Origin of the sequence: uncultured Oceanicoccus sp. (assembly GCF_963968385.1) — a bacterium.
Lineage (GTDB): Bacteria > Pseudomonadota > Gammaproteobacteria > Pseudomonadales > Dasaniaceae > Oceanicoccus.
On sequence record NZ_CAXAHB010000001.1, the window covers coordinates 16,861 to 29,735 of the forward strand.

14 protein-coding genes and 1 tRNA gene are annotated in these 12,875 nt (G+C 45.8%); all 15 read left to right on the plus strand.

Going from position 1 to position 12,875, the window contains the following annotated elements:
• The first annotated feature begins 108 nt into the window (after nucleotides 1-108).
• The gene (locus AACP44_RS00105; RefSeq protein ID WP_339337761.1) at nucleotides 109-675 is read left to right on the plus strand and encodes a YceD family protein; all 567 of its coding nucleotides are present in this window, start codon (nucleotides 109-111) and stop codon (nucleotides 673-675) included.
• Nucleotides 676-721: 46 nt separating this feature from the next.
• A complete protein-coding gene (gene rpmF / locus AACP44_RS00110; protein WP_339337763.1) occupies nucleotides 722-904 on the plus strand; it encodes a 50S ribosomal protein L32 in 183 nt (60 codons plus the stop codon).
• 20 nt (nucleotides 905-924) lie between these two features.
• Nucleotides 925-1,932 carry a phosphate acyltransferase PlsX gene (plsX, locus tag AACP44_RS00115; RefSeq protein ID WP_339337765.1) on the plus strand — a complete coding sequence of 336 codons (1,008 nt, stop codon included), beginning with the start codon at nucleotides 925-927 and terminating at the stop codon, nucleotides 1,930-1,932.
• A gap of 36 nt (nucleotides 1,933-1,968) precedes the next feature.
• Nucleotides 1,969-2,898 carry an ACP S-malonyltransferase gene (gene fabD, locus AACP44_RS00120; RefSeq protein ID WP_339337767.1) on the plus strand — a complete coding sequence of 310 codons (930 nt, stop codon included), beginning with the start codon at nucleotides 1,969-1,971 and terminating at the stop codon, nucleotides 2,896-2,898.
• Between the two features lie 16 nt (nucleotides 2,899-2,914).
• The gene (fabG, locus tag AACP44_RS00125; RefSeq protein ID WP_339337769.1) at nucleotides 2,915-3,652 is read left to right on the plus strand and encodes a 3-oxoacyl-ACP reductase FabG; all 738 of its coding nucleotides are present in this window, start codon (nucleotides 2,915-2,917) and stop codon (nucleotides 3,650-3,652) included.
• A gap of 222 nt (nucleotides 3,653-3,874) precedes the next feature.
• Nucleotides 3,875-4,111 carry an acyl carrier protein gene (gene acpP / locus AACP44_RS00130; RefSeq protein WP_007226680.1) on the plus strand — a complete coding sequence of 79 codons (237 nt, stop codon included), beginning with the start codon at nucleotides 3,875-3,877 and terminating at the stop codon, nucleotides 4,109-4,111.
• Nucleotides 4,112-4,288: 177 nt separating this feature from the next.
• A complete protein-coding gene (gene fabF, locus AACP44_RS00135) occupies nucleotides 4,289-5,530 on the plus strand; it encodes a beta-ketoacyl-ACP synthase II (RefSeq protein WP_339337776.1) in 1,242 nt (413 codons plus the stop codon).
• Nucleotides 5,531-5,540: 10 nt separating this feature from the next.
• Entirely contained in the window at nucleotides 5,541-6,377 is an 837-nt protein-coding gene (gene pabC / locus AACP44_RS00140; RefSeq protein WP_339337778.1) for an aminodeoxychorismate lyase, read from the plus strand.
• Nucleotides 6,370-7,431 carry an endolytic transglycosylase MltG gene (gene mltG / locus AACP44_RS00145; protein WP_339337780.1) on the plus strand — a complete coding sequence of 354 codons (1,062 nt, stop codon included), beginning with the start codon at nucleotides 6,370-6,372 and terminating at the stop codon, nucleotides 7,429-7,431. Before pabC ends, mltG begins: the two co-directional genes overlap by 8 nt.
• Before the next feature lie 26 nt (nucleotides 7,432-7,457).
• A complete protein-coding gene (gene tmk / locus AACP44_RS00150) occupies nucleotides 7,458-8,099 on the plus strand; it encodes a dTMP kinase (protein ID WP_339337782.1) in 642 nt (213 codons plus the stop codon).
• Nucleotides 8,099-9,088 (plus strand): DNA polymerase III subunit delta', encoded by a 990-nt coding sequence (locus AACP44_RS00155; protein WP_339337784.1) that lies wholly within the window; start codon nucleotides 8,099-8,101, stop codon nucleotides 9,086-9,088. Before tmk ends, AACP44_RS00155 begins: the two co-directional genes overlap by 1 nt.
• 95 nt (nucleotides 9,089-9,183) lie before the next feature.
• Nucleotides 9,184-9,957, plus strand: coding sequence for a TatD family hydrolase (locus tag AACP44_RS00160; RefSeq protein ID WP_339337786.1), 774 nt, complete (start codon nucleotides 9,184-9,186; stop codon nucleotides 9,955-9,957).
• Nucleotides 9,958-10,033: 76 nt separating this feature from the next.
• Nucleotides 10,034-11,119 carry a beta-N-acetylglucosaminidase domain-containing protein gene (locus AACP44_RS00165; RefSeq protein WP_339337788.1) on the plus strand — a complete coding sequence of 362 codons (1,086 nt, stop codon included), beginning with the start codon at nucleotides 10,034-10,036 and terminating at the stop codon, nucleotides 11,117-11,119.
• A 40-nt stretch (nucleotides 11,120-11,159) separates the two neighbouring features.
• Complete coding sequence (locus tag AACP44_RS00170) at nucleotides 11,160-12,539, plus strand: hypothetical protein (RefSeq protein ID WP_339337790.1); 1,380 nt, start codon at nucleotides 11,160-11,162, stop codon at nucleotides 12,537-12,539.
• 188 nt (nucleotides 12,540-12,727) lie between these two features.
• Nucleotides 12,728-12,812, plus strand: a tRNA-Leu gene (locus tag AACP44_RS00175).
• The last annotated feature ends 63 nt before the right edge of the window (nucleotides 12,813-12,875 follow it).

A 12,875-nucleotide genomic window follows, 5' to 3' on the forward strand; every position in this document is an offset into this window, starting at 1 on the left:
TGATTTTAGCGGATTATAGATAGAAATCACTGATTTCCCTACAAAAACCAGTAATTGCCCGTATTTTCCTTTGACAGTCCCAGCCTGCGGCCCTATGATTGCGCGCTTATGTTGACCGCCCCCTTGCCAAGTCAGATTGATATCCGCAAATTGGTGGTGAAAGGTGCTGAAATCAGTGCTAATCCGCCGATTTCATCACTGCCTCGCATAGCCGATTTGTTGGCTGAGGGCGATAGCGATACAGAAGATAAAGCCGGCAGTTTAGCGGTTAATCTGCGGTTTTATATTGATGATGAGCGCCAGCGCAGAGTCGATGGTCAGATCACAGGTACTGTGAAAATGACCTGCCAACGTTGTTTGGAGCCAATGCCGGTTGACGTCGATATGAAGTTTGAGTTGGGTATTGTCTGGTCCGAAGAGGATGCAGAACGGTTGCCCAAATCATTAGAGCCGTTAATTGTTGGTGATGAGTTAGTTGATCTTGCGGATATTGTCTCGGATGAGCTTATCCTCAGTTTGCCTTATGTGAATTATCACTCGCCGGCAGATTGCAAGCAAAATATAGGTTATAGCAGTGTTGACCCTGAGCACACCGATGCGGTTGGAAAGGTCAATGTTGAGCAAGAAAGGGATAATCCTTTTCAGGTTTTAGAGCAGTTAAAATTCGATAAGTAATTGCGTGATGCAATGACCTATCTATGTCAGTAGAGGAGTTAAGGCCATGGCCGTACAAAAAAGTAAAGTAACCCGTTCACGCCGCGGTCAGCGTCGTTCGCATGATTCGCTATCAGGCCCAACGTTGTCTGTTGACCCTACTAGCGGTGAAACTCATCGTCGTCACCATGTATCAGCTGACGGTTTTTACCGTGGCAAAAAAGTTGTTGATACCCAAGACGACGAGTAAGCATAGTTTTAGATTGATAAATGGCTTCGCCAATGCGCATAGCTATTGATTGTATGGGCGGGGACTTTGGTCTCCGCGTTTCCATCCCTGCCGCTGTAACATCCCTTGGTCAATTTTCTGATATCGATCTCACACTGGTCGGTGATCGGTCTGCTATTGAATCGGCTCTGGCTCCTGCGATGCGAGAGCGTTTTACTATTGTGGATGCTCCCGATGTTGTCTCAATGTCAGACAAGCCCTCCCATGCCCTGAGGCACAAAACCCAGTCTTCAATGCGTGTTGCCATTGATCTATTGCATGCCAAACAGGTGGATGCGTTGGTCAGTGCGGGTAATACTGGCGCCTTAATGGCGATGGGCTGTTATGTGTTAAAAACGCTGCCCGGCATTAGTCGTCCTGCAATTTGTTCTGCAGTGCCCACCGCAACCGGCTATAGCTATCTGTTAGACCTTGGTGCCAATGTTGATAGTAGTGCTGAACATTTACATCAATTTGCGTTGATGGGTTCGGCATTGGCAACCGCTCTCGATGGTATTGAAAACCCCCGAGTCGCATTACTCAATATTGGTGAAGAGGCCATTAAGGGTAATGAGCAAGTAAAATTGGCGGACACATTACTTCAGGCTAATCAGCAATTAAACTATATTGGTTTTATAGAAGCTGATCAGCTGTTTGCGGCAAGTGCCGATGTGATTGTTGCTGATGGTTTCGTCGGCAATGTGGCATTAAAAGCTTGTGAAGGTACTGCCAATTATATCTCCTCTATTGTCGATGGCAGTTTTAGGGCGAGCTGGCTGAGTCGTATAGCCGGTTTTTTTGCTTTGCCGATATTAACCAGTATTTACCAAAAGCTGGATCCCCAGCAATATAATGGCGCCAGTTTTTTAGGCTTACAGGGTGTCGTAGTAAAGAGTCATGGCAGCAGCAATGTAAAAGGTTTTGTACATGCGATTGGGCAAGCGCGAATGGAAGTTAATAGCAATATGCTGGATATCATTGAACAGCGCCTAGCGGCTTTACCAAAATGATGATTAATCTGTTGTTAAAGAAAGGATAAACCATTTATGAGTGATCAAACGCTTGCCTTTGTCTTTCCAGGTCAGGGCTCACAAAAAGTGGGTATGTTGGCAGAACTTGCTGAGCAGCATGCAGTGATTAAAGAAACCTTTAGCGAGGCATCTGATGCATTAGCTTACGATCTTTGGGATCTGATACAAAATGGTCAGCAAGAGCAATTAAACCTTACCGAAACAACCCAGCCCATTTTGTTAACCTCCAGTGTCGCGCTATGGCGTGTTTGGCAGCAGCAAGGAGGGGTGCAGCCGTCCGTATTGGCGGGGCATAGCTTGGGCGAGTTTTCTGCTCTGGTTTGCGCCGGAAGTTTATCTTTTACCGATGCGGTAACATTGGTGCGTGATCGCGGTCAGTTTATGCAAACAGCCGTTGCGGTAGGTGAGGGTGCAATGGCAGCCGTGTTGGGTTTGGATGATGACGTGATTGTTGATATCTGTCGGCAAACAGGTGCCGAAGCGGTTAACTTTAACTCGCCAGGTCAGGTTGTTATTGCTGGTAAGGTTGCAGCCATAGATCAGGCGATTGATTTGTTAAAACAAGCGGGTGCCAAACGAGCGATGCCGCTACCGGTAAGCGCTCCTTTCCACACTACATTGATGCGACCTGCTGGCGAAAAATTGGCTGAAAAAGTGGCAGAGCTAACCATTGGCGCTCCAGCTATTCCTGTGGTTCACAATGTTCATGCGCAGACTGAATCCGATCCGGAAAAAATCAAAACTTTATTGGTCGAGCAAATTTATAGTCCAGTTAAGTGGACTAACTGTATTCAAACGATGGTGGCGATGGGTATTAGCAAAACATTGGAATGTGGTCCGGGTAAGGTATTGGGCGGTTTAAGTCGTCGTATTGATCGTTCGTTAACTAGTTTAAGTATTGAAGATCCTGCCGGTTTAGAAAAATCTTTGGCAGAGTGTCAGTAAATAATGGGAGAGTAATATGTTGGATAAAGTGGCATTAGTGACAGGGGCTAGTCGTGGTATTGGGCAGGCGATCGCTAAGCAGTTGGGCGCAGACGGTTTTACCGTGATTGGTACGGCCACCACGCAAGGTGGTGCAGAAAAAATCAGCGCCTATATGGCAGAGGCTAGTGTTGCCGGTGAAGGTATGATACTAAATGTTGCGAATGCTGATTCAGTCGCTGATGTATTAAAAACCATTGCTGAAAAATATTCGGCGCCTACAGTGTTGGTCAATAATGCCGGTATCACCGAAGATAATCTGTTGATGAGAATGAAAGCCGATGAGTGGGATAATGTGGTGGCTACCAATTTGACCGCTATTTTTCGTCTCTCCAAGGCCTGTGTTCGCGGTATGTCAAAAGCACGCTGGGGTCGAATTATTAATATTAGTTCTGTGGTGGGTTCTATGGGTAATGCCGGTCAGTCCAACTATGCCGCGACCAAGGCTGGTATGGAAGGTTTTTCCCGCTCCTTGGCCAAAGAGCTTGGCTCTCGTAATATTACAGTTAACTCGGTAGCCCCTGGTTTTATTGATACCGATATGACCAAAGAACTACCGGAAGATAACAAAACCCAGATGTTGTCACAGATCCCGTTGTCCCGTTTGGGGCGGCCTGAGGAGATTGCTGGTGTGGTTGGCTTTCTTGCGGGTGACGCTGGGGGTTATATTACCGGTGAGACCATCCATGTTAATGGTGGCATGTATATGGGCTAAGCAACTGAAATATAAGGCTTTATTAATTTTTTGACCGTTTTAATTAAGGTTTTTTAGAAAACCGTGGTACACAGCCTATAAAATCGAGTAGAATGCCCGCCGAAAATCAGTAGTAATGTAGGTATTGGCTATACTCACTAAGATTTGGTTTTCGTAGCTGAAAGCTGAAACAACAACGTCTAACTATTTATAGCATGATCAAAACAGGAGTCGATTACGACCATGAGCAGCATTGAAGAGCGCGTAAAAAAAATTGTTGCAGAGCAACTAGGTGTTAAAGAAGATGAAGTACAAACCTCAGCCTCTTTTGTAGAAGATCTGGGTGCAGATTCTCTAGACACCGTTGAATTGGTAATGGCTCTGGAAGAAGAATTCGAAACTGAAATTCCTGATGAAGAAGCCGAGCAAATTACTACTGTTCAGTTGGCTATCGATTACATCAACAAAAATCTGGGCTAAGTTCTCGTCTGCCTAGCTGATGCAAGAGTTTTAAAAAGCCGTTCTATTTATAATAGAACGGCTTTTTTATAGGGCTTTATGTTGCAAATGGTTAAATGCGTATTATTGTTAGAGATGCCTTATTCGTATAATTCTTGTCTTTAGTTTTTTGTGTCGAGCATTGCATAGGGGGTGGTCGTGTCAAAGCGAAGAGTAGTAATCACTGGTTTGGGTTTGATCACACCAGTAGGGAATGATGTAAAAACTACTTGGCAAAACATCCTTGATGGGCAAAGCGGGATTGGTCCGTTGAAACATTTTGATGTTGCTGCTTATGGTACACGTTTTGGTGGTTCGATAAAGGATTTTGATGTTACAGCATATATCAGCGCGAAAGATGCTCGCAAGATGGATGCCTTTATTCAATATGGCATGGTTGCAGCTATTCAGGCGATTGAAGATGCCGGTCTGAAAGTGACCGAGGAAAATGCCAATCGTATCGGCGTGGCCATTGGTTCGGGCATTGGTGGCGTAAGCTATATTGAAAATAATCATCAAAAACTGATTAATAGCGGCCCTAAGAAAATCTCACCTTTTTTTGTTCCCGGTGCTGTGATTAATATGGTGGCGGGAAACCTATCCATTAAATATGGTTTGCAGGGGCCTAACTTTGCTATCACCACCGCTTGCACCAGCGGTACACATAATATTGGTCACGCGGCTCGTGTCATTGCTTATGGTGATGCCGATGCTATGGTGGCCGGTGGTTCTGAGATGTCATCAACACCTTTGGGCCTAGGTGGTTTTTCCGCAGCTCGCGCCTTGTCGACCCGCAATGATGATCCGCAACGCGCCAGCCGTCCTTGGGATAGAGATCGTGATGGTTTTGTCCTTTCCGATGGAGCCGGTATGTTGGTGTTAGAAGAGTATGAAAGTGCCAAGGCACGTGGGGCCAATATATATGCCGAGCTGGCTGGATTTGGCATGAGTGGTGATGCCTATCATATAACCTCACCCCCTGAAGATGGTCGTGGTGCCGCTGAGGCCATGCGTAATGCCATGTTTGATGCAGGTATTAATAACGATCAATTAAATTATATTAATGCTCACGGGACATCGACACCGGCGGGCGATATTGCCGAAAGCAAAGCGATAGAATCTGTATTAGGTGATGCAGCAAATAATGTAGCAGTCAGTTCGACTAAATCCATGATCGGTCATTTGTTAGGTGCAGCCGGCGCCGTAGAGGCGGTGTTCTCTGTTTTAGCTATTCGGGATCAAGTGGCCCCGCCGACTATTAATTTAGATAACCCCAGTGAGGGTTGTGATCTAAACTATGTGCCGCATACAGCGCAAGAAATGACGATTAACTACGCCTTGTCCAACTCCTTTGGTTTTGGTGGAACCAACGGTAGTTTATTGTTTAGCAGATTAAGCTAGATATTTATTCATGCCTCTTGAAGCGTTAGTCAATGGTAATTTTTGTTCCTCTGTTGATGTGAATGATAGAGGTCTTGCCTATGGTGATGGTCTTTTTGAAACAATAAAAATAACTCAGGGCCACCCAGAATTTTTGTCACTTCATATAGAGCGACTTCAACTGGGCTGTTCTCGACTCGGTATTTCTTTTTGTTTGCAAACCATAAAGCACGATATAGAAAAAATACTGCCAACGGTTACTAAAGAAACGGCAGTATTAAAAATCATTATCACTAGGAAGTTTACTGGCAGAGGTTACAAGCCCGATAGTCAGGCCGGTTTTAATCGCATACTAACGGTTGAGCTTTTGACTAACGATTATGCTATTGAGCAGAGTCAGGGCATAGCGGTTAGACTTTGTGATACCAGGCTAGGGGTCAATCCCCAGCTGGCTGGCATTAAACATTTGTCACGCTTGGAGAATGTGCTTGCTCGCGGGGAATGGAGTGATACGGGTATTGCCGAAGGCTTAATGCTTGACACCGATGGTCGTTTAGTTGAAGGCACCATGTCTAATATTTTTGTTGTTAAAGATAAGGTGTTGTTAACCCCTAGCCTCTATCGTTGTGGTGTGAATGGTGTAATCAGGCAGGTCGTTATTAATCAGCTAGCACAACAATTAGCGTTATCATGCCAAGTGGCGGATTTAACTATAGACGATATATATCATTCCCAAGAGGTATTTATCTGCAATAGTTTGATGGGGTTAATTCCAGTGGTGGCTATCGGTTGTCATGCAAAAAGCGTCGGTTATATTACTCAATCATTGCAGCAAGCCTTGCTTCGAGAGAGTGAAGTGCATGACTAGATTGTTAGGAAAATTGCTGGCCATTTTAGTACTGATTGCCGTTATTGCGATTGGCTTCGGTTACATGCAAATGCAGCGCTATTTACATACCGCTTTACCGATTCCCGCTGGCGGTGTGGAATATACCTTAGCAAAAGGGAGTTCACTAAATGCGTTGGCTTATAGCCTTTATAAGCAGGATTTGCTGACTTCTCCACGATGGTTAATGACTTATAGTCGTTTAACCCAGCGTGGCACAGTAATTAAAGCCGGAGATTACCAGTTCGATCAAGGTTTAACACCATTGACCTTGCTAGATAAGCTCGAGCAGGGTGATATGAAGTATTATCAGATTACCCTAGTCGAGGGCTGGAATCTCACCCAAGTATTAACGGCATTACGATCCCAGCCCAAATTAAAGCAAACCATTGCCAGTGATGCACTAACAATCACCCCCTCTGATCTGGGTATTGAAGTACCTTATAATCAACTGGAGGGTTTGTTCTTTCCAGATACCTACCGCTACCATAGTGGCACCACTGATGTGGAGCTGTTGCGGCAATCCTACGTCCAATTGCAAGATTTTCTGGCTATTGAATGGCAGAAAAAAGCCGATAACCTGCCTTACGGAACGCCCTATGAGGCGTTGATTTTGGCATCACTGGTGGAAAAGGAAACGGGTATGACCAGTGAGCGAGCTGAAATTGCCGGAGTATTTGTACGCCGCCTACAAAAAAATATGCGTCTGCAAACCGACCCCACGATTATTTATGGCTTGGGTGCTAGCTTTGATGGTAATTTGAGAAGCCGGCATTTAAAAGATGCCAGTAACCTTTATAATACCTATCGTCATTCAGGGTTGCCGCCAACCCCCATTGCATTGGTTGGCGCTGAGGCTATTTTGGCAGCCTTGCATCCCAAAGCCGGCTCATCGTTATATTTTGTGGCCAAAGGCGACGGCAGTCATTATTTTTCTGATACGCTGGAACAGCATCAAAAGGCGGTGAGAAAATATCAAATAAAGCAGCGCAAAAAAAATTATTCATCAACACCGAAAAAAAATAATGCGGGTTAAGCGCACGACAAATACCGGAGATAGGCTTGTCATCTACTAGAGGTTTATTTATTACCATCGAAGGCGGTGAGGGCGTTGGCAAGTCCACCAATATTGATTTTATTGCGCAGCGTTTGCAGCGTCAGGGCATCCCCTTTATCTTGACTCGCGAGCCTGGCGGCACGCCTTTGGCTGAAGATATTCGACAGTTATTATTAACGCCAAGAGATGAGGCGGTTGCTGAAAATACTGAATTGCTGCTGATGTTTGCCGCACGCGCCCAACATATTGCTGAAGTTATTGAGCCTGCCTTGGCCAAAGGTCAATGGGTGGTTTGTGATCGTTTTACTGATGCCACCTTTGCCTATCAAGGTGGAGGTCGTGGTATTCCAATGGCTAAAATTGCAGACCTTGAACAGTGGGTGCAGGGTGATTTAAGACCGGATTTTACACTGCTGCTTGATGCCGCTATTGAGGTGGGAATGTCCAGAGCGAGTAAGCGAGGCGCTTTGGATCGCTTTGAGCAAGAACAGCAAAACTTTTTTGAAAACGTGCGGGCGGCCTATCTGAATTTAGCCAAGCAGCATAGCCATCGATATCGAGTGATTGATGCCAGTCAGTCGCTGGCACAGGTACAGCAATCTCTGCTGACGGTTATCGATGAAATGATGACGGCAGGTGGTGCCTAATGAATTTAGCGGGCGGTCCCCTGGCAATAAAGCTCCCTTGGCAGCAACAGCAATGGCAGCGTGTTGATGATTTGTTTCAGCATAACAAGCTACCCCATGCATTATTATTGGCAGGGCCCGCCGGGGTAGGTAAGCAGCGCTTTGCCTTGGCGTTGGCACAGTATCTGATGTGTGAGTCGCCTCAGCAGGGTATGGCCTGTGGTCAGTGCCGTCAGTGTGGGTTTAATTTGGCAGGCACTCATCCGGATTTAAAATGGGTGACTCCTGAAGAAAAATCCAAGCATATCAAAATCGATCAGGTTCGGGCTCTCGTTGAATCCCTAGGGCAAACCGCACAGCAGGCCGGTTATAAGATTTGTATTCTCTTACCTGCCGAGACAATGAATATCAATTCGGCCAATGCTTTACTGAAGAGTCTTGAAGAGCCGGCCGCCAATACGTTGTTGTTACTGCTGACTGATGCGCCAAGCCAGTTACTGCCGACTATTCGCTCCCGATGCCAACGAATTGATTTTCCGTTACCGTCCAAGCAGCAGAGCCTAGATTGGCTAAGCACTCATGTGCCTGCTCAAACACCGGTTGAGGCGTTGCTACATGAGTCTGCCAATCGTCCCTTAGCGGCTTTAGCCTTGCTTGAAAATGAGGGTATGGAACGGCTCCAGCAATGGAGTCAAGACTATCTGGCGCTAATTGCTGGGCAGCTATCGGCGTTGAGTTTGGCTGAAAAATGGTTGGAGTATGATTTGGGCGAAGTATTGACTTGGCTTTCAAGAAAGCTTTCTCGTGTTATTGCTGGTCATGTTGCCGGAGCCATAGATGTCGATGAGAATTGGCAGCAATTAACCGCGAGTGTTAATCCGCAGAGTTTATTTAATCTGTTAGATGCAGTGAACGAGCTTGTCGATAAGCTTAATAGAGGGGCTAATCCCAATCGTCAGCTAGCTTTGGAAGCATTATTATTGGAAAGTTGTGACAAGCTTCGTAGCTAAAAACGCTAAAAATAATATGACCATTTATCAGTGGGCTATTTATTAGCGGATGATCTATCATCGGGCTATGCCTTTTTATATTCATTGAGAGAACTATGTTTGTCGACTCCCATTGTCATCTAGATCGTTTGGATTTAACGCCTTATGAAGGCGATCTTTCTGCGGCAATTGAAGCTGCTAGAGCCTGCGGCGTTGAGCGGATGTTATGTATCGGTGTGGATATGAATAACGCACAAACCGTTATTGATATTGCTGCTGGTTACGAGGGTATCAATGCTTCAGTTGGTGTGCACCCCATGGATGTGAATGATCAATTGGTGGATATCGATGATTTGCGTGCTCTGGCGCTAGCACCTGAAGTGATCGCCATAGGTGAAACGGGTTTGGATTATTACTATTCTCAAGATAGTGTTGAGATTCAGCGTGAGAGTTTTGCCTTGCATCTGCGCCTATCAAGCGAGTTAAAAAAGCCCGTGATTGTGCATACCCGTGATGCTCGTGAGGATACGATCGCTAGTATTCGTCAGCATGGTGATAGTTCGGTGGCAGGGGTACTCCATTGTTTTACCGAAAGTTGGGATATGGCCTCGCAAGCGCTAGACGAGAATTATTACATCTCTTTTTCAGGTATTGTCACTTTTAAGAATGCGGCCGCATTGCGTGAGGTGGCCAGAAAGGTGCCGCTGGATCGGATGTTAATTGAAACCGATTCCCCCTACTTAGCGCCGGTGCCTTATCGCGGCAAAAAAAATGAGCCGAAATATGTTGTTGAAGTCGCCAAGTGTATTGCAGAGCTTCGAGGTGTGTCGGTGGCTGAGGTGGCTGAGATAACCACCGCTAATTTTGACAAGCTATTCTTTGCCTCATAAAAATTGACCTATAGGCTTTTACTGAATAAGCAGTAGTTTTAATGTTCAAGGTGCTTGTGTAACATGGATGTTGGTTTTGAGAATAAAAATGACCATGGGCGATTTTTTTTACGGAGTAATAGAAGGTTTTTATGGCCGCCAATGGTCTTGGCAGGTTAGGAAGGATTACGCCGCTTTTCTAAAACAATATGGCTATGATTGTTATATCTACGCACCGAAAGGCGATGCCTTCTTGCGCAGTCGGTGGCGCGAGTCGCATGACCAGTCAGTGTTAGATCAGCTCGCTAGTCTTGCTTCCTGTTACCAAAAACATCAACTGCGTTGGGGGCTGGGGCTTTCTCCCTTAGGTTTAGGCGAGTTCTATACGGCAATTGATAAGCGTCAGTTAGTGGACAAGGTTAAATGCCTTAATGAACTATCGCCCGATATACTCTGCATTCTGTTTGATGATATTCGTGGCGATATTGATGGGCTGGCAGCTAGGCAGCTTGAAATTACCGCTGATATTATCGAAGCAAGTACCGCAGGCCAGCATATTGTTTGCCCAACGTATTATAGTTTTGATCCAGTTTTGGAGCAGGTGTTTGGGCCAATGCCGGAAGGTTATTTGCATCAACTGGGCGCTGGGCTTCCAGCCGAAGTGGGGGTGTTTTGGACGGGGCAGAAAGTTATCACCAGCCAATACACCGCCGAGGAGATAAAGACAGTGGCGGATATGCTCTGTCGCAAGCCAGTTATCTGGGATAACTTCTCGGTTAATGACGGCAAGCAAACCAGTGATCATCTCCACCTCCAAGCTTATACTGGCCGCGGTCATCAGATGGCGCAATGGTGTCGAGGGCATTTAATTAACCCTATGAACCAGCCTCTATTATCACAACTCCCTTTGCAGACCCTGCAAGCTGTCTATCAGCAGCAGGCTGGGTATAATCCCATGCTTGCGCTTAAGCAAAGTCTGGCATCGCTGGACAATAGTGGGTTGGCTAGCTTACTGGCCAACGATATTGAGATATTCCAGTTTGATGGTTTGACTGGTCTGTCTGCAGATGAGTTGGCAGAAAAGAGCCGTTTGTATCAAGCGGTCAAACACCCAGTAGCGGATGAGGTGGTTGACTGGCTAAATGGCGGTTATCGTTTTGATCCCGAGTGTTTAACCGGATAGCTTGGTTAAGCCTGACCCAAAAAAATATTGATATTTATTTATGCTTATATGCTCCTTAATTGATACTGATCGGGCCAATCCCGAGTCTGTTCTTGACAGTCATATTCAGCAGCTGGCCGATGAAAAAAAGTCCTTGCTGTTGGTGACTTATCCCTTTGAGCAATACTGGTTAGAAAATCAGCCAGTGCTGCGCCTGTTGGCAATATACTGTTTGACTGTAGAAGGTGGTACTGTCGATATTGAATTTACCGTCACGGAATTCAGTCAACAGGTTGTCAGCTCAATACAATCAATTAAAGCCGACATTGATTTTTCGCAATGGTGTCATGCTCAATTTCTACCGGTATTGTCGCCAGATAGGCCTGTACCATTACTGAGTTTGAATATCCCAAAACCCTGGGGGCAGGAGATTTGGTATACTGGCATAGAGCAGCGGGGAGTAGCCGTTGCTGGCTATAAAACCTATCAGGCATCACTGCCCTATGTTCTGTCAGCATTGCCTGAGCGACTTTGCGCTGCGCAGCAACGCTCCCTCATATTATTAAAGATCCTAGACCCGTTGCCTGAAGAAGTGTTGGGCGATCTATACTTTGAGTTGCATCAGGAAAAACGTGAGGTTTACGTTGTTACTCACATCGATAAGACCGCGTGGCCGGCAGGGAAGGGCGGGATAAAGTTTGGCTTTAATCAAGATAAACGCCAAAGTTTTGTTTCCGAGACTGAGTTTCGGGCAGGTTTTGCCGAGGCGGTTAAACGCTATGAAGTTTGTCGCCGGCAAGTGGATACCTTAATTGACGCCATGCGGGTCAAAGAGGGCTACGGTTTGAATGAGCCGGTCTCTGCCAAAATGCTATCAGGATGGCTTGCCAATATTCCCGATCAGCTTGCACAACAGGAGAAGGCACTACGTGCCGATATGGATGCTTTTACCGAAACCTTACCACTGTCAGTTGGAGATGTGGTCAAAGTACCATGTCTAACACCACACTCGCTGCAGCATGGGGTTAGAACCGTAGAATTTCAAACCCCTGTGTATGAGCGATTAATCCTTTCTTTTGCTCAAAAGGTACTGACCCAACAGCAATGGGATACCGAAGCTGCAGTAGAGTTAATGTCGATTGAGCCAGAGCCGCAGGATTCCCACTTATCTCTTTATAAATCAGAGGGCATTAATATTGAGCGAATTGTCGATTTCGATGATTTTCAGGTGCAAAGAATCACTCTAGCCGGCGGTATTGAATATAGACTGCCAGCGGCTGAAAGTTATGGTCTATTGATGGCCATAGACGAAGGTCTAGTTGTTAGTGGTAGTGCATTGGCGCCAGAGCGCGCTGTCCTAATTCCAAAGGCGTTAGCGGAGGTGGAGTTGGTGAATACTTCACCAGAAAAAAACACCTTTTTGCTAGCCTACCCCAATTAATGGGTTAAATCGCCATAATGTTCTAAAACGCTCCCATAAGACTGTTGAACCGGTCTCCGCATTGTGGCAGAATCAGCGCCCCTGTGATTGAGGTTAGTTGCTTAAATTTCATCGATTAACAATAAAATTCAATTGCTTAGTAGATTTAGCTCAAGTTGTTTAAACTTGGCATATACCGTTTTCGGTATGCGGACGTGGTGGAATTGGTAGACACGCCAGATTTAGGTTCTGGTGCAGCAATGTGTGAGAGTTCGAGTCTCTCCGTCCGCACCATTTATTTTAACATCACCTATCAGTGATTGTCCCACTAAGGCGCACTTAGTTAAGACGTCAGCG

What these genes read in the sequence shown, in the direction of transcription:
- AACP44_RS00105 (WP_339337761.1), top strand. Translation starts at nt 109, where the DNA reads ATGTTGACCGCCCCCTTGCCAAGTCAGATTGATATCCGCAAATTGGTG.
- rpmF (WP_339337763.1), top strand. Translation starts at nt 722, where the DNA reads ATGGCCGTACAAAAAAGTAAAGTAACCCGTTCACGCCGCGGTCAGCGT.
- plsX (WP_339337765.1), top strand. Translation starts at nt 925, where the DNA reads ATGGCTTCGCCAATGCGCATAGCTATTGATTGTATGGGCGGGGACTTT.
- fabD (WP_339337767.1), top strand. Translation starts at nt 1,969, where the DNA reads ATGAGTGATCAAACGCTTGCCTTTGTCTTTCCAGGTCAGGGCTCACAA.
- fabG (WP_339337769.1), top strand. Translation starts at nt 2,915, where the DNA reads ATGTTGGATAAAGTGGCATTAGTGACAGGGGCTAGTCGTGGTATTGGG.
- acpP (WP_007226680.1), top strand. Translation starts at nt 3,875, where the DNA reads ATGAGCAGCATTGAAGAGCGCGTAAAAAAAATTGTTGCAGAGCAACTA.
- pabC (WP_339337778.1), top strand. Translation starts at nt 5,541, where the DNA reads ATGCCTCTTGAAGCGTTAGTCAATGGTAATTTTTGTTCCTCTGTTGAT.
- mltG (WP_339337780.1), top strand. Translation starts at nt 6,370, where the DNA reads ATGACTAGATTGTTAGGAAAATTGCTGGCCATTTTAGTACTGATTGCC.
- AACP44_RS00155 (WP_339337784.1), top strand. Translation starts at nt 8,099, where the DNA reads ATGAATTTAGCGGGCGGTCCCCTGGCAATAAAGCTCCCTTGGCAGCAA.
- AACP44_RS00160 (WP_339337786.1), top strand. Translation starts at nt 9,184, where the DNA reads ATGTTTGTCGACTCCCATTGTCATCTAGATCGTTTGGATTTAACGCCT.
- AACP44_RS00170 (WP_339337790.1), top strand. Translation starts at nt 11,160, where the DNA reads ATGCTTATATGCTCCTTAATTGATACTGATCGGGCCAATCCCGAGTCT.